We start from the raw sequence: 17,520 nt of genomic DNA on the forward strand, positions 1-17,520 counted from the left end.
AGGATATGAGCAAGGAAGCTTTAAAAAAAGGGGTAAAGTCAGTGCTATTTGTCGGCGGTTCATTTAATCCAGCAAATTATGTAGTGCCGTTTTTTAGATATAGACCAACGGGCAATGCTGGTTTCACAAAAAATATATTAAATGGCATTGACCCTAGGAAAATGTTTACAAAGAAAGCACGTAAAGAACTTTATGAAGCTTTAGTGAGTGTTGAGTCTAAACACACATTTGAAAAGAAAATGCAGGTGGAAGGGCATGATGAAGAAGATTTAAAAAAGGGGCATAGTCGTTATCAATTATTTATGATAGTTCTAATAACTATTTTACCTATGCCGATAATATATCAATTCTTTAATCTACTTCATGAAATTGGAGACGTTTCTAAATTTGCTATCTTTCAAACTATCTTTTATTTAACAGTGCCTTTATTGTTTATGACATATTTTTATTTATACTATGCTTGGCTAACCTTACGAATCAGAAATAAAATTCTTTTTTCACCTAGACAATTTTACGAGGCATGTAGAAACGATCTAAGTAATCTATCCCCACTTGAAGAATACACAACGAAAGTAAAAGATAAAGAAAAAACCAAGAAGCTCAAAAGTAAATAAGTAGAATAAGGGGTAGGAGAGCCTTTTTAGGTTCTCCTACCTAACGGCTTCAGGAGTTAAAGAAACGGCTTAGAAAGGCAAAATGAAACTTTTAAGCTCGCTATCACTCGCAGATATTGAATGAAGAAATCTCGGTAATTACTTACAGCAATACATTAGATTTATAACTGATCGATAACCGAGCAAACCAAATCATTTTATGATATAATGATAATAACAAAAGGAGAAAACTATGAATTTGATAACAAAAATAAAAAACACATCATTTAAGCATATAAAAGCAATATCCATATTATTGATACTAACCATTGTATTATCAATAACTCTTTTGATGACAAACGGCGATGCCAGTCTATTACTGATAATAGGTATCATGACCACCTATGCTTCAATCAATGTATGGATTCGTTTAAAGAAGGGGAGTGCCGACAATGGACACAATGCAGAAGCTAGTTAAATTCCACTCAGTTAATGTTTTAGAAAAAGATGGAACGAAACATTTTTATATAGATTTTTTCAGTCAACACGATTTTGAAATGCTGAATGATGTTTGTTACGAAATCACAGATACTATTGAGCTACCACTTTCTCATAGCGATAAAATAAGGGAGAGCTTCAGAGTCCTATATACACCTTACCTGAGCCACAGCCAGCAAAAGAACCTACCCCACAAAGTTGCTTACAATCTAGAAGGTGATCGGTTCAAAAGGGTGAGAACATGGCTTAATTACTATCGTGGTTATTGCGACGAATTCCTTCCAGAATAAACGAATTGTAAACAAATAAAAGAAGCTACATTAAGTAGCTTTTTTTATTACCTGTTATAAAACTTATAATACCGCTTGTTTTTGAGAACAAAAAAACTATAAAGTCAATAGTTAAATAATCAAGACTTTTTAAAATATTTATGATATAATTATAACAAGATAAAAACAATAACAAGGAGAGTTATTATGAAAGAATTAGATTTTGAAAGACAGGGATTAGTTACTGACTCATACGATTATTACAATGATCACAATCCACTATCTATTGAAGATATCAATTACCAAGATTTTGAATCTGACTACGGCATGGAGCAGTTATCAGAAAAAGAATTAAACGAAATATACTAAAAAGGAGAAGACTATGTTAGGGACACAAAACAATTTTAATCTAAATACTTTCTCCGATAATAATAAAGAAGGTGATATTTATTATAATGGGAAAAGGTATAAACTTGAAAAACATCTATTTGATGACATTACGAATGAGAGAGCAGAAGGGTTAACTTACCATGCTTATAGAAAAAGAATTAAAAGGCAGAAACAAAAAGGGCAGGTAATAAATAGAGAGATAGCTTTAAAAGCCGAAACCAGTAAAAAATTAGCTTTTACTTACAAGAATAAACCCTATAAGTCGTTAGATAGCTTTTTCAATAAAACAAGTGCTGAAGATAAAGATCCACATTTAAAAAACACAGCATTTGCTCACCGTGTAAAACAGTTAATTGAAAACCAGAATCATGACGATATAGAAGAAATAATCTTTATTGCTCTCAATGCAAAACCTTACGAAAGCCTGAATTTGCATATTGAGCATTACAAGCGAAATGAAATGATAAGGAACGGCCATGCTACTGAAGAGAAAATAAATGAAAGTATCAATAAAGAAATGACAGGGAGATAATTATGATAAATAAAACAAAAACAATATTGAGAGCAACAAAGAATATAACACTGAAAGGAGTTATGAATGGAATCGGAAGGGGAGTAGTTAAGTCTGTAAAAGCAATTGCCCTATTCCCATTTAAAGCGACTTACAAAGTATTTGATACTACTATCAAGTTTTTTACTCGCAAGCCTATTACGTTCTATCAGTCATTCCAAACTGATACGAATAAACAGCATGTAACCAAAACATTCGTTTTGATAGGTACTTCAGGTTTTCTAATGGTTCTAGCTAAAGCTATTGAAACATTGTCAACTTCAAATCCTGTGTATGTAGGGATGGTGCCAATTGCTATAATAGGCTTATTACTAATTACCGTGTTTTTAACAAGTATGCTATTACAGAGGTTTCTAGGATATACATTCTTTAAAACAGCTAGATTCGTTGCACAAATACAGCTATTGATAGCTATACCTTCATCAATATTTGTATTTTCATATTCTACTGGAACTTTAGAAAACCCAATACTTAGCTTAACTATCTATAGTGTGTTATCGATCATTTTAATAATGATGTATGTGTATTCAGTTATGGTTTATATGATTCAGGATAAGAAAGAAGTATTGAGACAAGCTAGCTTTAACGATAATTCATTTTCATCAAAACCAATTGTAGACGATGTTAAATTAAGCAAGTGGAGTAAATTTAATATCATATTTGTAATTGTGTTAGCTACAATATTAGCCTGCTTTGCAAGACCACTTGTGCTATCAGGTGCAGAGAATGCAAGAGTATTCTTAAACGGATAAACCAACCATCACCCCTTCACACGAAGGGGTTTTTTGTGGCCGTAGTAACCTTTCTGGCAATAAAGGTAAGGCTACCCCACCATACAGATCTCTAATGCCCCTACAGAGCCTAACAGCCCGTTTCACACTTTAATACTCGCTACTCGCTACTCGCTACTCGCTACTCGCTCGCAGTTATTGAAGGGAAAACTTGTAGCGAAGACAGTTAATTTACCCTCCTAAATAACCGAATAGTTCCACTCTCAATAACTTGTTTTTCTTTGATATCAAATACCGCATTCAGATACTAAGCATTTAACTTACTTTTTGAGATCAATTTTTTTAGTAAGTCAAGGGGTATATATAAAAGACTTTTCAACATATTTATGATATAATTATAATTAAGGTAATGGATTACCTAATAATAAAAATAACAAGGAGAGTTGTTATGTGCTATGAAAAACAAAGGGAAGTCTATAGAAAATACATAGAGCCATACAGACAAGAATTTATAAGGTTTGAATTCACGAAACAAGAGTTGATACCAATAATAGAGCTAACACAGAAAATAGTAGAGGAGAAGCAAAAGGAGCTCAATCACCAGATAGACGACTTAAACACCCATAAAAGATTTATGACAGGGTTAATAGGGGAGCTAGCGATAGAACGATTACTTGGTATCAATATCATAGACTACGAACAGAAAGCCAACCAAACTCACTCCAAGCACTTCAATACTCCCGACCTTCAAAAAGCTAACCTCAATCTTGGTGTCAAATCCGTAGAATATGGCAAAGTGCCATTGATACCAGCCCACAACAGCTATTCTCAAATCATTTGTATCAGGGATACCCCTAACAGTGTCTTGGTGTGTGGCCTTGCTACAAAAGAAGTCTTGAATATCTATCAAGATGAAGACTTAGTATTATCGACTAAGCTGAAAGAGCTTAACGATCTAAAGAGAAGCCAGAACAATACCAATAATATCAAAACTGGCTTCTACGGCTTTCATAAACTTATTGATATCAAACTATCAATCGAAAAGGCTGCATAAATTTAACCTTCCAGTAGGGGTGTTAAAGCCCCTATAACTATATCTACTCCTACCTAATATTATCTAAAATATCTATCCCATAATTGCAATAGCTTATATACTTTTTAGCTTATTTGTGATATAATGATATAAATAATATTTAAAACAAAAATAAAAAGGAGATAAATTATGGAAGTTAATAAAAGTAAGTTCGACCCAATTAAGGTTATAGTTGATGGTGTTGAATATGAGAGCATAGGCAAAGCAGCAAGAGCCTACGATAAAAAGCCCTATGTTGTTTACAGAAGAAAGGACGATGGTATGAGTATTGAAGAGGCAGTAAAAACCCCTTTAAAAACACCCAAAACAGTTGTTATCAATAGAAAGAAATATCAATCACTTAAAAATGCATTTGATAAAATTGGCAAAATAACGTTTTCACAATATCAAGCAAGGCGACATAAAGTAATTCAAGCAGATAAAGATTTACAAAAATATGCTAAATATATTATAGGTCTTAATGATGATGCCCCTTGATAGGGGCCTTTATTCGCTCGCAAGCTCGCAGTTATTGAGCTAAGAAATATTTAAATATTCTGCCATTCAATAACTAGCGAAGCGATAGCCCTTGTTTTTAAAAAATAATTAAAATAACGAACAAGCAGAAGTGCTTTATATATCACTAAAAACACACATTTTTATTAAAAAAGCAATAAATAATCAAGACTTTTTAAATTATTTGTGATATAATTATAGTTATAGAGATAAAGGATTATCTCAAAACAAAAATCAATCAAGGAGAAATATTATGAAAAATATCAAAGTTCTAGCGGTAGCAAGTGTAGCTTCAATCATCACAGGATTTTCACTAGGCACAGTTGCTTCAGTAGTGAACAGCACACCAAGCCATACTTATGAAAACAGAGGTATTACTAAGCAAATAGTTCAAGAGCATTTTAGTAGATATGATGCTACCCCTGAAGGAAAGAGAGAAGCATTTACTTCGCTATTAACCGGATTCTACAGCGAATGCCTAACTTCTACAGAATTAGAAAAAGAAGTGAATACAATGGTTGATGAGTCACTAACAAATTCCGTTCCTACTATTACGAAGAAAGTAGCTCAAAGTTGCTACGGATATAAAAATATAGATGATACAAAGATTGTTGAACTAGATGGAATAATTTGGCACGTAGCTGGATAATAAAAACAAAAAATGGAGAGTTTTTATGAAATACAAACAATTACTACAAAAACTGGCAAGAAAAACTCTTAAAGGCTTACTCATTTTGATAGCAATACCGACAGTTACGATTGTCGTTTATTACTCAGTCACTTTTATTAAGTCACAATTTTAAGAATTTTAAAGGAGAAATTTATGAAAACAATTACAAAATCATTGCTAGCAACATCATTGATAGCAATCTCAGGAACAGCCTTCGCTACTCCAACTATCAGCATTAGCTTCATAGAAGCCGTTGGAGACGATAAAGCGACCTACATTGACCCAGAGCAGATCGGTTACTCAACCAGTGCTGACGACCTATCACAAGTCCTTGTAGATAGAGGTCTTGAGGTCAAGAGGCACGGCATACAGATACCTTTCCCAACAGATGCTGAGTCTGAAGTAATCGACAGAACAAGCATGAGGGCTATTGGTAGCAAGGAATACACTGAAGGCATGGTGTACAGACTGAATTTTGAAGCCAAAGATGAGATAGCAACAGGGCTATACGGCATTGGCTACAACATTGTTGAGTTCGGCAACACAATCAATCCTGTCTCAGATGAATTATTAGGTCAAATCAATGTGGTTAGCTCGGTATCGTCAGATACAGATGGGGTTTTGCTTTACCACGAAGATGAATCACTAGGCCATATAGACTCATACTCTATACAAGGGCTGGATGATGACTTACAGCCTTTCACTAAAAAGGTCTATGTTGCTATCAATATCGAATAATAATAAAAAACCATGCTCCTTTTTAAAAGGGGCATTTTATCAAGGAGGATTTATGGACGGATTAAAAGCTATAATAGGTATATTGATGGTAATAGTAGCAGCATGGAATCTAGCTATTGCTTACGACCTAAGTAGATGGGTAGGTTATGTAGTTATGGTCATTGCTCTAGTATGTGTTGCTAAGATATACCTGTTTATTAAGAGAAAGAGAGACGAAGAAGCACAGCTTCAAAAAGAGTTTAAAGAAGAGGAAGAACAAAAAAAGAAAGCTTCAAATGATGCCAAATAATAACAATTAAATATATGGTGTTCTCTCTTGCACGGAATAGGGTTTAGCCCCGAAAAATAAATTCTATGAAAGAGAGAGCATCACTTTTAAACTAAATATTAAATGTAAAATATTTTCGAGTTGATCCACCAACCCCTTTGATCTAAAATGTTCTCAACCTATTTTAATAACGGCTGGTTAAAATGATTAAGTCTACGGTGCTGGCACAAGTTGAATACTTAAATTCAAAGTCAGATAAAGATAGAAAAGAGATAGGCCAGTATTTCACTGGAGCCCCTGTTTCTAACTACATGGCTTCACTATTTGATGAAGATACTATTCCTGATGAAGTCAGTATTCTCGATGCGGGAGCAGGAGCAGGCATTCTCACTATTTCTACTGCTCTCTACTGTATCGACAAAGGTAAGAAGTCAGTTCATGCCGTTTTGTATGAAATTGATGACAATGCTTTAGAGATATTGAAAACGAGCATGGAAGACCTGAAAGGCTTCATTGAAGCCCAAGATGGTCAATTCACCTATGAGATCCGCAATAAAGATTTTGTGCTTGATCGGCCTGACCAGAAGGGCGAGAGCTACGATATTTCTTGTATCAACCCGCCGTATTTCAAATACAACTCCAAATCTTCGCCTTATGCCTTTGCTACCACGGATCTCTATAAAGGTAATCCGAACATCTATGCTTCCTTCATGGCTGTTGTCATCAAATCGCTGAAGCCAAAAGGGCAGATGGTTGCCATCGTGCCACGGAGCTTCCTGAACGGCCTTTATTTCAAGGGCTTCAGGCAATTCATGTTCCAGAACACCAGCCTCAACAAGGTTCACATCTTCCGTTCAAGAAACCAAGTATTCAAAGAGCTTGCTGTTCTTCAAGAGAACATCATTTGCCACTACTCAAAGGAACGTCAGGGCGAACAGGTGAGGGTTTCTGTCTCTAACGGCCATGCAGATTTTGAGCATACAGACACCAACCACTATCCAACTCACATCATCATTGATGAAACCAATGATGCTGGCTTTATTCGTGTGCCAGACAGCAGAGAAGATGCTGAGCTTCTTGAGTTCGTTGAAAGCATGGAATCTAGCTTTGTTGGCAACGGCTACATCATTAACACAGGTCCAGTAGTATCTCACCGTGTCACTGAGCACATCACTGAAGCTGACGACCTTGATAACACCGTGCCGTTACTCAAAATGCACAACGTCAAGCTGTTCAGGACGGAATGGACAGGCACCAAGAAGAAAGACAGCAGGCTTCGCCTGTTCGATGGACACAGCAAAATGACGACCAAGAACCAGCGGTTCATTGTGCTGAAGCGGTTCACATCTAAAGAAGAGGCTAGAAGGCTTGTCGCTGGCATCTATAGCCCGAAATTCAACACTGGCGAAGTGGTAGCCTTTGAGAACCACCTAAACCTAGTCAGTCACCACACCGACGAGCTTACAGAAGTTGAAGCCAACGGGTTAGCTCTTCTATTGAATTCAACCGTAATTGACCGCTACTTTCGCTGTATCTCAGGTAATACTCAGGTCAATGCTACAGAAGTCCGCTTACTGAAAATGCCTTCAAGGGCTGATATCCGTAAGCTAGGCGAACACTACAACGAAGGGGAAGCGATATCTCAGCTACAAGTTGATGAAATCGTTAATAAGCAATTGAAATATAGAAGATAAGGGAAAAAATGGATCAGGATACAAAGCTTCAGCAGGCCAAGATACTTCTAGTAAACCTTGGTTTGCCCCCAGCTCAGGCCAACGACCGTTCAGCATGGGTACTACTAGCCCTAGCGAATATCAAGCCAGAAGACCATTGGCACCAAGCCCAAGCCCCGCTATTACCTACGGTCAATATCATGCAGTTCATACGTGAAAACTACGGTATGGACTACAAGCCCAATTCCCGCGAAACCATCCGTCGCCAGACCCTACACCAGTTCGAGCAAGCTAGGATCGTTGATCGCAACAGGGACGACCCCAGCCGAGCGACCAACAGCAAGGACAACAACTATTCTCTGAATCAGCCCATCATCGACATAATGAAGGAGTACCCAAACGGCGAATGGTCCGCAAAGATAAAAGAATACAAGGAGAGCATTCACAATCTTCAGGAGCTATATAGAAGGGAGCTAGACCTTCACAAAATTCCTGTAAGGCTTCCCGATGGCACAGAGATAAAGCTTTCACCTGGTGCCCACAACCAGCTTCATGCTGACATAGTGCATGAGTTTTGCCCCCGCTTCATTGGCGGTGATGGTGGCATTGTGCTGTATATCGGTGACACGGCCAGTAGTAGAGACGAAGGCGGTAAGCTGATGGTTTTGGACGTAGAGAGGCTTAATGCTCTTGGTGTACCTCCTATGTCTCACGAAAAGCTACCTGATGTTGTCGTCTACGATGAAAAACGGGAATGGCTGTTTCTTATTGAAGCTGTCACCAGCCATGGCCCTATATCGCCTAAACGGTGGCATGAGCTCGAAGATGCATTGGTGAATTGCAAGGTAGGAAGGGTGTATGTCACGGCCTTCCCTGATAAAGCGGAATTCCGTAAAAATGCTAGCGATCTAGCATGGGAAACTGAGGTATGGATAGCGAGCAACCCAGACCACATGATCCACTTCAACGGCGATAGGTTCTTAGGTCCGCACTAATAATTTACTCATTTTAGACAAGCTCTTGAAGGCAAATGCATTAGCCAGAATGATGCCTTCAAGGGCTTGTGTTTAGCTTAATAAATTTAATAAGGAAAAATAATATGACAAAACAAACTTGCTATATGTGCCAAAGAGAAAAAACTTCAGTAGAACATGTTCCTCCACGTTGCTTATTCCCTCAACAAAAGGATTTAGATGATGGCGATGATTTAAGAAAACAGCTTATAACAGTGCCATCTTGCGATATTCATAATACTGCAAAATCAAAAGACGATGAATATTTGCTTTACTCATTGCTACTCAGTATTCCAAATAATGAAACTAGTGAGAATTACTTTTTCAAGAAAGGGTTAAGAGCTATACAGCACAACCCTTCTCTAATCGAAAATATGGTAAAAGACAATTTGCCTGTAACAGCTATTGATAACAAAACTGGAGAAGTCCATAAGACAATTGCTGTCAAAATTGATGAGAATAGGCTTCACCAATCGCTTATATCTATAGGCTATGCACTTTACTTTCATCACTTTAGTAAACCATGGAGCGGAGAGATACAAGCATATCCCCATTTCTTAATTCATCTTACAGAGGATGATGCAAGAGAATTGAATGAACCAAATGAAAATATGCAGAAAGCTATTGAGGAAATGTTGGATTTAGCTAAATCGCAATTTCATGGTGAGAACCCTAAAGTGTTTTGTTATCAATATATACAAGGTAGTGAAGATACACCGTTGATCATGTATTTAAGGTTCTACGAAGGTTCTAGAGCCACCTTGATGTTTAAAAAATAACTACAATGTCTTTCATGTAGGTGATTAAGTGAGTCTTTTCTTTGCTGGCAAACGAGCTTATAATTATATTTGTGATATAATTAAATAGGATTGACAACAAAGGGAGCGAAGCATGGTGGCATCACAGGTTTACTCAATAACGAAGCATACCGTCAATATCTTGCTTGTCTGGATAGCCTTCTTGTTCACCTTACACATTGCGATGATGTTTGAAGATACCGCCGTTCTTTTGTGGCTAGCCCGCCTAGCTCTATTCGTTTCAGCAGTGGTAACGGTGAAAGGGTATCTTTTCAGCCTATTTGAAAGCACCTACCTATTATCAAATAAAGGGTAGAGAACGACCGTAGATCCTTTCTACGGCTTCTTTGCTCGCTGAAGCGAGCTAGGTATTGAATAAGGAAATGAAGGAGAGAAGGCTACACAGAGAGAATAAGAGGGTAGAGATAAACACCACACTAATTTTCTTACCATACCGCTTCCATATTATTCCACATTCAATAACTAGCGAAGCGATAGCCCTTGTTTTTGAAAAATAATTAAAATAGTTAATAAGCAGAAGAGCTTTATATATTGCATAAAACACATAATTTTATTAAAAAAGCAATAAATAATCAAGACTTTTTAAATTATTTGTGATATAATTATATATATAGAGTTAAAGATACGTAATAAACTAATACATAAATAGGAGCAATACTATGAATAACAAAATCCAACTTGATAGCAACAACGGCAAATTCACAAAAAAAGCCTTACACCAACTTGAAGAAACTGGTTTAGCAATTGTTGTAGACGATGAAGTTTGTTATTACCACGTTGAAGCCAAGAGTTATCTACTTTGTGCATCAACTGATGATGTTCACATGGCAGTAAAAATCATTTTATCAAATGTCGATAAAGAGTATCTTGAAAAATTAGTGGATAAGGAAAGTATTTCACTAAGTAAATAATAAATACCGCAGGGAAGCGGGCAATATAAACAGGGAGAAACGGATATGAATAAATACAATGAATTACCAAAACTTATAAATAAGGAAGAATCAGTAGATAAAGGTAATCCTTTTATCACTATAACAATAATACAGTTAATAACTTTCATATTAGCAGGAGTTGCTTGGTTGTTTATATCAGATATGCTAAATATGAGAGTGATTGATAATACATTTCATAGTAGTTTAGATGTATATTTTAAAATAGCAAAAGTTACTATGACGATTATGTTTTCGTTAGCTATAACAATGGCTGTAAATAGTTTGCTATTTAGGGTTATGGGTATTAAAAACGGCGATACATTCCCATTTTTCCTTTTCTTTGCAAGCAAAATATATAAAAAGAAAACTGGTAAAGAACTTACAGGCGATAGCTACAAAGAATTGATGGCAAAGCTAGATAGAGCAGGAATGATTGAAAAACCGAGGACTATCATAGACTACGAAATAGAAGAAGTAGAAAAAGAAATCACTGTAGCTAGAGCTAATCTTGCGAAATTGGAAGCAAAAAAGAATAAAAAATTAAAGGGAGAAAAATAATGAAAAACAAACCACTTTACCTAACACTACTTTGTGTTTTTTCAGCAATAATGGCATTAACCATCATAACCTTTTTCTCAAGCTTAGGGATAGCATTAGGGGGCTTAACCCCCATCGCAACAGGAATAGTAGCCTCAATATTTTCTATTGCCGGTATGATTCCAGGTTCATTTTATCTTACTAAAAGCTTAGAAGAACTTTTAATAGAAGAAAAAGATAACGAGCTAAAGAAAGGCGAAAAGTAAGAAAAGGCCCGCTAGGATTGCGGGCAAAAATAGAACAATAATAAAGGAGAAGAATGATGAGTAATAAAATAACAAGAACACAAGAAAAATGCGGATTTGGCAGACATATAAAAATAATTATAACAATGGCTATAGCCTTTAATTTATTCTTATATGTATTATCTATTTTAGATAGTCCTATCGCAGATCCATTTGTGGAGATGTTTAATGAGTTAGGTTATAAGTTTTTCATCTTACAGATAGTTAATGCTTTACTTGCTTCATCAATATTATATTTAGAATTTTTAGGCATCAAATATTTTACCAGTAAATCTTTTATTAACTCATTACTAGAGTGGTTCACTAAAGGATTAACAAAGAAAAACGATAATAATAAAGGAGATTCAAAATGAAAAATCTACTACTAGCACTACCACTATCAATACTTTTGCTTTCAACAGCACAAGCCCAGCAGATCGAGACAGAGCAAGACCTTCTTAATGGAATGCTCCACCAGATGACTGGACAGCTAACAGAAGGTAAGGCAGATCTAACACAAAACAGCTTTATGACCGCTGAGAACGTCACAGGGAGCCAGAGAGACGATACAGCAGGCTACAAGGCCAAGAGGATGACTAAGCCCCTTGCTAGCAACGGCGGGGTATCCAGCAAGCCAATCACCCGACCCATCTTAGGTAATTGAGCATGGATAGACTCAAAACCCCTTTTGCTTACAACAAGCACGGCAAGGTAGTGAAAGCACAGGAGGCAGTGAAGAACCAGGTCTATTACTGCCCATGTTGCGATATCAAGATGGTAGTGAAGGAAGGCACCAAATACAGAAAGCACTTCTCACACCCAGCTTCAGGCACATGCACAAGCGAGGGCATCCTTCACAGAATAGCCAAGAACCTTCTATTGAAAGCAATTGAAGAAGATATCAAGCTCAAAACCGATTGCGATATATGCCGTAAATCCTTCTGGAAGACCCTACCACAAGGCACCTTCACGAAAGGAGCGGAAGAGGTGCGAGTAGGTCCCTACAAATGCGATATCGTTCTATACAGCGGTAATGAGCCAGCCCTAGCCGTTGAGATCAAGAACACACACGGCATAGGGAAGAAGAAAGGCAAAGAACTACCTATCAACTGGATAGAGGTTAATGCCAGTTCTATTATTGAGAACAACACAGAATTGAATCCAATACAGGCAAGACTAGATAAATCTGTTTGCTACGAATGTAAAAACAATCTTGAAGACCCTGTTACCAAGAAGAGAATATCTAACCTAGTCGCTTCGCTATCAATGTATTCAGCTAAATAAGTATTTTTGCTTTCAATACTTCGCTCGCTTTCGCTCACAGCTATTGAATAAGGGAGATAAGAAAATAACACTGATATATGATATAATATCAAAACAATAAAAATAAGGAGTTAATATGGAATACAACAAACTAGACCAACTAATAAAAGATATAAAGAACAACACTATTGATATCAATGAAAAGCCTGAGTTAATACAATTTGTAGAGTATGAAGAAGACTATGATTTATTACTTGCTAAACTCTCACTACTGAAAAGAATTTTAGGTTATAACTACTTCTCAGATAACCGCATAGAAGCGATAGCAAAGAAAATGCAATCCAAGAAATACAACGGTATGTTCTTCAAAAACGGTTTCTGTATTTTCTCTTCAGTCGATAAAAACAAAGTCGAAATACAAAAACTAAGAAAATACATCATCCTCGCCCCTGAAATACTGAAAGCCTACACGAGCAGAGAATTTGACTTCAATGAAGTGCCAGATCCCGTAGATTATCTATACCCAAGACAATTTACTACTAAGCATAATATTGATGTTGTGCAGAAGAACAAAGGGAAGAGGTCACGATACACGATTATCATAACGAGTAGCGATGTAGACCTTACTGTTATCCAAAGGGATGAATTTACTGGCTTACCTGTTGAATTCGGTTTTGAGGGCAAAGAGAGGGAGTATCTAATCAGTCTATTAGAATCCTACCGCCAGTAGAAACCCTGAAGCCCGCACCCAGCGGGCTTTATTATATAGCACCGAAAGCACCCACAGCGATACAACACAGGAAGGCTACTACCATAGCCATACATTGCAATAAATAATCAGCGATTTTAGCCCATTTAAATACATTTATAATCCAATAATGCGGTATTTTCTTTAACAATAATTTATATAAAATAGTAAGCATATATACTTTATATATTACTTAATAACGATATTTTAAGTAATAAGTTAATAAATAATCATACGTCATTATTATATTTGTGATATAATGATACATATAGGTAAAGGATTACCTTAATAATAAAAACAATATAATAAAAACAATATAATAAAAACAATAAGGAGATTAAATAAATGACAAATTTAATTATAACATTGATATCTATTGCACTTATAGCAATTACAGCAGTAATTGCCTTGTTTGCATTAGGTGATTCGTTTAAGGATAACTCTGATAAAGCTACCTTCTCACGTTTAACACATGAGGGTATGCAGATTCAGGGATATAGCGAAATATATCAATCAACGTATGGTAAAGCCCCAGGAAGTATTCAAGACCTTATTGATACAGGTTATTTGAAAAATCGTCCACTAGGCTTTGCTAGTTCAGATTCAGAAAACGGTGGTTATGAGTGGGTTGTAGCAGGGAAAAGTGTTATCACACTTCACGAAAATATGACTGAAGAAAGAGCTCTTGCAATCAATAAAATAGCTAAAGTTGATTCTGAAACCGTTCCAACGTGTAATTCAGAAATGATTACAAACGGGTTTATTGGAACATGTAGTTTAAATTAAAAATAAAAAAGGAGAAAATTATGAAAAAAACAAAATTATCATTATCAATCGCTTTAACAGCAATAGGGCTAGCATTATGTTCAACAGCAAGTGCCAGTTATGTATTTGTTATGCCTAGCGGTGGAATGGATAACAATCAAACAATGGAAGAAGCTATAACAGATGTAAAAAATTCATCTACTAACCCTGGTGGTGATGTTGGTGATGGAGCAGAAGATACTGTTGAAGAGGTAATTGAAGATGGAACACTAACTTACTCGACTAATTTAGTCGGTAATCAATTAACAGTAAGTGGCACAACAACCAATGTTGAGTCTATATCAATATCTTTTGATTATTATAGTTATATGACACAACCAAATCTTCCTATGTTTGGTACACCAATAAATGTAAGTGAGACTAATTCTTTTAGCCACACTTACGACTTAGTAGAAGGTTATGTAGAAAGCAGTTTTGGTATGGTCATTACTTCTACAGATCTAAATGGTAAAATGGTTTCATACACGGTTTACTAAAATTGTTTGAAAAAAGGGGCTTTAATTAGCCCCTTTCTTTTACCTTCAATCCCGCCATACAGCCCACACACGGCCTTTCAGCAGTAGAGCAGGGCAACCACAGCACCTAGCACCTGAAGCCCGCACAGAGCTACATACCAAGAACCACATAAAGCAAACCTGTATGACCTAAAACCTTCCATATTCCCCTTATTCAATAACTAGCGAAGCGATAGCCCTTGTTTTTAAAAAATAATTAAAATAACGAATAAGCAGAAGTGCTTTATATATCACTTAAAACACATATTTTTATTAAAAAAGCAATAAATAATCGAGACTTTTTAAATCTTTTGTGATATAATTATATATATAGAGATAAGGGATTGTCTCTAAATAACAAAAATTCTAAAGGAGAAACTTATGAATAGATTAAATGATATTTACACCAAGGCACAAAAACTAAATGCAACGGGCATTATGATAGAATGTAAGAGGAAAAACATTTTCTCTACTGAGTTTATATTGTCTTTCAAAATCAATGATAAAATGATAAAGCATTTTTATTTACATAAAGATGACTACAACGATATTACTTCTTTCCTTGAAAGCAAAATCACAATTTCAAATTCTGAAGTGAAACAAAAGACTTACTGGGACAAATCAATGTCTTTTGAAAGCAACAGAGTGTTAGTTAGCAGACACTTTAAAACTTTGTTTATCGAATTTGATAACAATAAGGATAACGTATTGCCTTTCATGGCAGTAGCAGCATAAAAATAAAAACCTAAAGGAGAAGATTATGGACGAAGAAAATAAAACACAATTAAAAAAAGAATATTTTGATCCATTAGATAATCTTATGATTATAGTAGGAATTTTAATTATGATTTTTGTTACACCTATTGCTTATTTAATATCTAAAATGGTCGGTATTGATACTACTTTTGAAGATATTGCTCATAGGGAAAGATATACAGGATTTAATGGAGTAGCTGAATTTATATTAAATCCTAGCAAAATTATAGAAAACCCAAATTATTTATTATATGGGATTATCTTAATTTCGCTAACAGCCTTAATGATCTATATAGACCATAAATTTTTTATGGATCACAGTAAACCACAAAAAACTTAATAGTATTAAATAAAATAAAGCCCACACGATTGCGGGCAATAAAAAAAACAACAAGGAGAAACAACATGAATAACACACAAAAAATAAAAATAGCGATGGGTTACGGTTCAGGATTATCTTTAATCACCGCAGGTTTAAAAGCAACCCTAACGAACGAAGCATTGTATTCAATAGTGTCTTCATCCGCTATCGCTCTTACAGCCTCAAGCTTAGCTATATACTTTTTCCTATATTGCTTGGACTGTGACTTTAGTTTTATTTTAGAAAGAGAATGATATTTAAACAATCAATAATAGCCCGCAAGGAAGCGGGCAACCAAACAAAACAAAAAAGGGGAATTATCATGAAACAATTTATTTACAACGAGAGAGTATACAGCGACCTTGACAGCTTATATAAAGAAAACAGGAAAGATAATCTAGTTACTCTAGAAAACTTCAAAGAGAATATTAACGTTAAAAATATGAGTATTGAAGATTCATTAACATCTAAGGAATTATCTGTTAGTGAATTAGAAAGTAAAGATTTAAATAAAAAATATAACGATCCTGAATATTTATTTATGGCTATTATGAGCTATTTTATGTTCTTTTATGGTTTTTTTATTGCATACAACTCTGATTTATATACATCAGAAGGATTTTATAGTGGCTTATTTATGTTTATTGGCCTTTTTGGAATATTTTCTTTTACTATTTCAGGTTTTAAATTTTTTACTCGAAAAGCAAAAGCAGGTAGAAAAAGAATACAAGAACTAGAACCTATTATTGAGCAAGAACACAAAGATCTTGAAGCCAAAATAGAAGAAGAATTGAAAGTTATATAGTAACCACAAAGCCCGCAAGGAAGCGGGCATATTAAAACAAACGGGAGAACGATTATGAAAAACAAAATGATGAAAACGGCAGGTTTACTTTTGGCTTCAACTACTATGTTGATGGCAAATGGGGTGGTAGCTAATGAGGGGGGTAATACTTCTTTTACTTATAATGCTGATAGTGGAGGCCCGTTTAAAGTAACTAAAACAGTATACATAGCTGTTGATGAGCCAGAATCTTTTTACTGCACGATAGACTTTGCTATGAAAAAGAAAGGTTATAAAATATACAAATATAAGCAAGGGCATGACACAGTTTATATAAATGAAGACGGAACAATAAAATCTTTTACAGGCTATTCAGTAACCCCGCAGGATTGCGGGCAATAAAGACAATAACCAAAAATAGATCGCTACTAGAAGCCCGCTTATGCGGGCTTTTCTTTTGCCAACAACCCAGCTATACAGCCACCACACAGATATCAGCAGGCAGAGCAGGGTAACGAACGACAACACCTAACCACCTGAAGCCAGTAGATAGCTTCACAGGACAGGGAATAGCTATCCCGCTGGTTACAGAACCGCCCAATACTAAAATGCCGTCATCTATTGTATGTGGGGTTTATGTTTACAATACTCCTAGCCACCAGCCACCAGCCACCAGCCACCAGCCACCAGCCACCAGCCACCAGCCACCAGCCACC

The 17,520-nt window shown here is 35.7% G+C and carries 29 protein-coding genes; all 29 read left to right on the forward strand.

What is annotated here, in order from left to right:
• Nucleotides 1–5 precede the first annotated feature (5 nt).
• The 29 genes from MLE19_RS16065 (at nucleotide 6) to MLE19_RS16205 (ending at nucleotide 17,206) form a co-directional block, all read left to right on the forward strand.
• Nucleotides 6–614 (forward strand): hypothetical protein, encoded by a 609-nt coding sequence (locus MLE19_RS16065; protein ID WP_240719145.1) that lies wholly within the window; start codon nucleotides 6–8, stop codon nucleotides 612–614.
• A 232-nt stretch (nucleotides 615–846) separates the two neighbouring features.
• Complete coding sequence (locus tag MLE19_RS16070; protein ID WP_240719146.1) at nucleotides 847–1,071, forward strand: hypothetical protein; 225 nt, start codon at nucleotides 847–849, stop codon at nucleotides 1,069–1,071.
• Nucleotides 1,046–1,381, forward strand: a complete 336-nt coding sequence (locus tag MLE19_RS16075) for a hypothetical protein (RefSeq protein ID WP_240719147.1) — start codon at nucleotides 1,046–1,048, stop codon at nucleotides 1,379–1,381. Before MLE19_RS16070 ends, MLE19_RS16075 begins: the two co-directional genes overlap by 26 nt.
• A 186-nt stretch (nucleotides 1,382–1,567) precedes the next feature.
• Nucleotides 1,568–1,729 (forward strand): hypothetical protein, encoded by a 162-nt coding sequence (locus MLE19_RS16080; RefSeq protein ID WP_240719148.1) that lies wholly within the window; start codon nucleotides 1,568–1,570, stop codon nucleotides 1,727–1,729.
• A 13-nt stretch (nucleotides 1,730–1,742) separates the two neighbouring features.
• Nucleotides 1,743–2,282: a hypothetical protein gene (locus MLE19_RS16085; protein ID WP_240719149.1), complete on the forward strand. Its 540-nt coding sequence runs from the start codon at nucleotides 1,743–1,745 to the stop codon at nucleotides 2,280–2,282.
• 2 nt (nucleotides 2,283–2,284) lie between these two features.
• Nucleotides 2,285–3,073, forward strand: a complete 789-nt coding sequence (locus MLE19_RS16090) for a hypothetical protein (RefSeq protein WP_240719150.1) — start codon at nucleotides 2,285–2,287, stop codon at nucleotides 3,071–3,073.
• A gap of 427 nt (nucleotides 3,074–3,500) precedes the next feature.
• Entirely contained in the window at nucleotides 3,501–4,106 is a 606-nt protein-coding gene (locus MLE19_RS16095) for a hypothetical protein (RefSeq protein WP_240719151.1), read from the forward strand.
• Between the two features lie 168 nt (nucleotides 4,107–4,274).
• Complete coding sequence (locus tag MLE19_RS16100) at nucleotides 4,275–4,622, forward strand: hypothetical protein (protein ID WP_240719152.1); 348 nt, start codon at nucleotides 4,275–4,277, stop codon at nucleotides 4,620–4,622.
• A gap of 271 nt (nucleotides 4,623–4,893) precedes the next feature.
• Nucleotides 4,894–5,289 carry a hypothetical protein gene (locus MLE19_RS16105; protein WP_240719153.1) on the forward strand — a complete coding sequence of 132 codons (396 nt, stop codon included), beginning with the start codon at nucleotides 4,894–4,896 and terminating at the stop codon, nucleotides 5,287–5,289.
• A 174-nt stretch (nucleotides 5,290–5,463) separates the two neighbouring features.
• Entirely contained in the window at nucleotides 5,464–6,048 is a 585-nt protein-coding gene (locus MLE19_RS16110; RefSeq protein ID WP_240719154.1) for a hypothetical protein, read from the forward strand.
• Nucleotides 6,049–6,100: 52 nt separating this feature from the next.
• The gene (locus MLE19_RS16115) at nucleotides 6,101–6,337 is read left to right on the forward strand and encodes a hypothetical protein (RefSeq protein WP_240719155.1); all 237 of its coding nucleotides are present in this window, start codon (nucleotides 6,101–6,103) and stop codon (nucleotides 6,335–6,337) included.
• Nucleotides 6,338–6,519: 182 nt separating this feature from the next.
• Nucleotides 6,520–8,010 carry an Eco57I restriction-modification methylase domain-containing protein gene (locus tag MLE19_RS16120; protein WP_240719156.1) on the forward strand — a complete coding sequence of 497 codons (1,491 nt, stop codon included), beginning with the start codon at nucleotides 6,520–6,522 and terminating at the stop codon, nucleotides 8,008–8,010.
• Between the two features lie 8 nt (nucleotides 8,011–8,018).
• Nucleotides 8,019–8,984, forward strand: coding sequence for a BsuBI/PstI family type II restriction endonuclease (locus MLE19_RS16125; RefSeq protein WP_240719157.1), 966 nt, complete (start codon nucleotides 8,019–8,021; stop codon nucleotides 8,982–8,984).
• Between the two features lie 104 nt (nucleotides 8,985–9,088).
• Nucleotides 9,089–9,781 carry a hypothetical protein gene (locus MLE19_RS16130; RefSeq protein ID WP_240719158.1) on the forward strand — a complete coding sequence of 231 codons (693 nt, stop codon included), beginning with the start codon at nucleotides 9,089–9,091 and terminating at the stop codon, nucleotides 9,779–9,781.
• Between the two features lie 112 nt (nucleotides 9,782–9,893).
• Entirely contained in the window at nucleotides 9,894–10,115 is a 222-nt protein-coding gene (locus MLE19_RS16135; RefSeq protein WP_240719159.1) for a hypothetical protein, read from the forward strand.
• Nucleotides 10,116–10,479: 364 nt separating this feature from the next.
• Entirely contained in the window at nucleotides 10,480–10,731 is a 252-nt protein-coding gene (locus MLE19_RS16140; RefSeq protein WP_240719160.1) for a hypothetical protein, read from the forward strand.
• A gap of 45 nt (nucleotides 10,732–10,776) precedes the next feature.
• Nucleotides 10,777–11,310: a hypothetical protein gene (locus tag MLE19_RS16145; protein WP_240719161.1), complete on the forward strand. Its 534-nt coding sequence runs from the start codon at nucleotides 10,777–10,779 to the stop codon at nucleotides 11,308–11,310.
• Entirely contained in the window at nucleotides 11,310–11,555 is a 246-nt protein-coding gene (locus MLE19_RS16150) for a hypothetical protein (RefSeq protein ID WP_240719162.1), read from the forward strand. Before MLE19_RS16145 ends, MLE19_RS16150 begins: the two co-directional genes overlap by 1 nt.
• A 56-nt stretch (nucleotides 11,556–11,611) precedes the next feature.
• On the forward strand, nucleotides 11,612–11,947 hold the full coding sequence (locus MLE19_RS16155; RefSeq protein ID WP_240719163.1) for a hypothetical protein: 336 nt from the start codon (nucleotides 11,612–11,614) through the stop codon (nucleotides 11,945–11,947).
• Nucleotides 11,944–12,237, forward strand: coding sequence for a hypothetical protein (locus tag MLE19_RS16160; RefSeq protein WP_240719164.1), 294 nt, complete (start codon nucleotides 11,944–11,946; stop codon nucleotides 12,235–12,237). Before MLE19_RS16155 ends, MLE19_RS16160 begins: the two co-directional genes overlap by 4 nt.
• 2 nt (nucleotides 12,238–12,239) lie before the next feature.
• Nucleotides 12,240–12,857, forward strand: a complete 618-nt coding sequence (locus MLE19_RS16165; RefSeq protein ID WP_240719165.1) for a competence protein CoiA family protein — start codon at nucleotides 12,240–12,242, stop codon at nucleotides 12,855–12,857.
• Between the two features lie 115 nt (nucleotides 12,858–12,972).
• The gene (locus MLE19_RS16170; RefSeq protein ID WP_240719166.1) at nucleotides 12,973–13,566 is read left to right on the forward strand and encodes a hypothetical protein; all 594 of its coding nucleotides are present in this window, start codon (nucleotides 12,973–12,975) and stop codon (nucleotides 13,564–13,566) included.
• A gap of 363 nt (nucleotides 13,567–13,929) precedes the next feature.
• The gene (locus MLE19_RS16175) at nucleotides 13,930–14,370 is read left to right on the forward strand and encodes a hypothetical protein (protein ID WP_240719167.1); all 441 of its coding nucleotides are present in this window, start codon (nucleotides 13,930–13,932) and stop codon (nucleotides 14,368–14,370) included.
• 20 nt (nucleotides 14,371–14,390) lie between these two features.
• Complete coding sequence (locus MLE19_RS16180; RefSeq protein ID WP_240719168.1) at nucleotides 14,391–14,885, forward strand: hypothetical protein; 495 nt, start codon at nucleotides 14,391–14,393, stop codon at nucleotides 14,883–14,885.
• A 399-nt stretch (nucleotides 14,886–15,284) separates the two neighbouring features.
• Nucleotides 15,285–15,638, forward strand: a complete 354-nt coding sequence (locus MLE19_RS16185; RefSeq protein ID WP_240719169.1) for a hypothetical protein — start codon at nucleotides 15,285–15,287, stop codon at nucleotides 15,636–15,638.
• A 25-nt stretch (nucleotides 15,639–15,663) separates the two neighbouring features.
• The gene (locus MLE19_RS16190) at nucleotides 15,664–15,999 is read left to right on the forward strand and encodes a hypothetical protein (RefSeq protein ID WP_240719170.1); all 336 of its coding nucleotides are present in this window, start codon (nucleotides 15,664–15,666) and stop codon (nucleotides 15,997–15,999) included.
• Nucleotides 16,000–16,064: 65 nt separating this feature from the next.
• Entirely contained in the window at nucleotides 16,065–16,274 is a 210-nt protein-coding gene (locus tag MLE19_RS16195) for a hypothetical protein (protein ID WP_240719171.1), read from the forward strand.
• A gap of 68 nt (nucleotides 16,275–16,342) precedes the next feature.
• Nucleotides 16,343–16,825 carry a hypothetical protein gene (locus MLE19_RS16200; RefSeq protein ID WP_240719172.1) on the forward strand — a complete coding sequence of 161 codons (483 nt, stop codon included), beginning with the start codon at nucleotides 16,343–16,345 and terminating at the stop codon, nucleotides 16,823–16,825.
• A gap of 54 nt (nucleotides 16,826–16,879) precedes the next feature.
• Nucleotides 16,880–17,206, forward strand: a complete 327-nt coding sequence (locus MLE19_RS16205; RefSeq protein WP_240719173.1) for a hypothetical protein — start codon at nucleotides 16,880–16,882, stop codon at nucleotides 17,204–17,206.
• The last annotated feature ends 314 nt before the right edge of the window (nucleotides 17,207–17,520 follow it).

The sequence above is a fragment of the Vreelandella neptunia genome (assembly GCF_022489065.1).
GTDB lineage: Bacteria > Pseudomonadota > Gammaproteobacteria > Pseudomonadales > Halomonadaceae > Vreelandella > Vreelandella neptunia_A.

Coding starts and splice junctions, on each gene's coding strand:
- MLE19_RS16065 (WP_240719145.1), top strand. CDS start 6: ATGAGCAAGGAAGCTTTAAAAAAAGGGGTAAAGTCAGTGCTATTTGTC.
- MLE19_RS16070 (WP_240719146.1), top strand. CDS start 847: ATGAATTTGATAACAAAAATAAAAAACACATCATTTAAGCATATAAAA.
- MLE19_RS16075 (WP_240719147.1), top strand. CDS start 1,046: ATGGACACAATGCAGAAGCTAGTTAAATTCCACTCAGTTAATGTTTTA.
- MLE19_RS16080 (WP_240719148.1), top strand. CDS start 1,568: ATGAAAGAATTAGATTTTGAAAGACAGGGATTAGTTACTGACTCATAC.
- MLE19_RS16085 (WP_240719149.1), top strand. CDS start 1,743: ATGTTAGGGACACAAAACAATTTTAATCTAAATACTTTCTCCGATAAT.
- MLE19_RS16090 (WP_240719150.1), top strand. CDS start 2,285: ATGATAAATAAAACAAAAACAATATTGAGAGCAACAAAGAATATAACA.
- MLE19_RS16095 (WP_240719151.1), top strand. CDS start 3,501: ATGTGCTATGAAAAACAAAGGGAAGTCTATAGAAAATACATAGAGCCA.
- MLE19_RS16100 (WP_240719152.1), top strand. CDS start 4,275: ATGGAAGTTAATAAAAGTAAGTTCGACCCAATTAAGGTTATAGTTGAT.
- MLE19_RS16105 (WP_240719153.1), top strand. CDS start 4,894: ATGAAAAATATCAAAGTTCTAGCGGTAGCAAGTGTAGCTTCAATCATC.
- MLE19_RS16110 (WP_240719154.1), top strand. CDS start 5,464: ATGAAAACAATTACAAAATCATTGCTAGCAACATCATTGATAGCAATC.
- MLE19_RS16115 (WP_240719155.1), top strand. CDS start 6,101: ATGGACGGATTAAAAGCTATAATAGGTATATTGATGGTAATAGTAGCA.
- MLE19_RS16120 (WP_240719156.1), top strand. CDS start 6,520: ATGATTAAGTCTACGGTGCTGGCACAAGTTGAATACTTAAATTCAAAG.
- MLE19_RS16125 (WP_240719157.1), top strand. CDS start 8,019: ATGGATCAGGATACAAAGCTTCAGCAGGCCAAGATACTTCTAGTAAAC.
- MLE19_RS16130 (WP_240719158.1), top strand. CDS start 9,089: ATGACAAAACAAACTTGCTATATGTGCCAAAGAGAAAAAACTTCAGTA.
- MLE19_RS16135 (WP_240719159.1), top strand. CDS start 9,894: ATGGTGGCATCACAGGTTTACTCAATAACGAAGCATACCGTCAATATC.
- MLE19_RS16140 (WP_240719160.1), top strand. CDS start 10,480: ATGAATAACAAAATCCAACTTGATAGCAACAACGGCAAATTCACAAAA.
- MLE19_RS16145 (WP_240719161.1), top strand. CDS start 10,777: ATGAATAAATACAATGAATTACCAAAACTTATAAATAAGGAAGAATCA.
- MLE19_RS16150 (WP_240719162.1), top strand. CDS start 11,310: ATGAAAAACAAACCACTTTACCTAACACTACTTTGTGTTTTTTCAGCA.
- MLE19_RS16155 (WP_240719163.1), top strand. CDS start 11,612: ATGAGTAATAAAATAACAAGAACACAAGAAAAATGCGGATTTGGCAGA.
- MLE19_RS16160 (WP_240719164.1), top strand. CDS start 11,944: ATGAAAAATCTACTACTAGCACTACCACTATCAATACTTTTGCTTTCA.
- MLE19_RS16165 (WP_240719165.1), top strand. CDS start 12,240: ATGGATAGACTCAAAACCCCTTTTGCTTACAACAAGCACGGCAAGGTA.
- MLE19_RS16170 (WP_240719166.1), top strand. CDS start 12,973: ATGGAATACAACAAACTAGACCAACTAATAAAAGATATAAAGAACAAC.
- MLE19_RS16175 (WP_240719167.1), top strand. CDS start 13,930: ATGACAAATTTAATTATAACATTGATATCTATTGCACTTATAGCAATT.
- MLE19_RS16180 (WP_240719168.1), top strand. CDS start 14,391: ATGAAAAAAACAAAATTATCATTATCAATCGCTTTAACAGCAATAGGG.
- MLE19_RS16185 (WP_240719169.1), top strand. CDS start 15,285: ATGAATAGATTAAATGATATTTACACCAAGGCACAAAAACTAAATGCA.
- MLE19_RS16190 (WP_240719170.1), top strand. CDS start 15,664: ATGGACGAAGAAAATAAAACACAATTAAAAAAAGAATATTTTGATCCA.
- MLE19_RS16195 (WP_240719171.1), top strand. CDS start 16,065: ATGAATAACACACAAAAAATAAAAATAGCGATGGGTTACGGTTCAGGA.
- MLE19_RS16200 (WP_240719172.1), top strand. CDS start 16,343: ATGAAACAATTTATTTACAACGAGAGAGTATACAGCGACCTTGACAGC.
- MLE19_RS16205 (WP_240719173.1), top strand. CDS start 16,880: ATGAAAAACAAAATGATGAAAACGGCAGGTTTACTTTTGGCTTCAACT.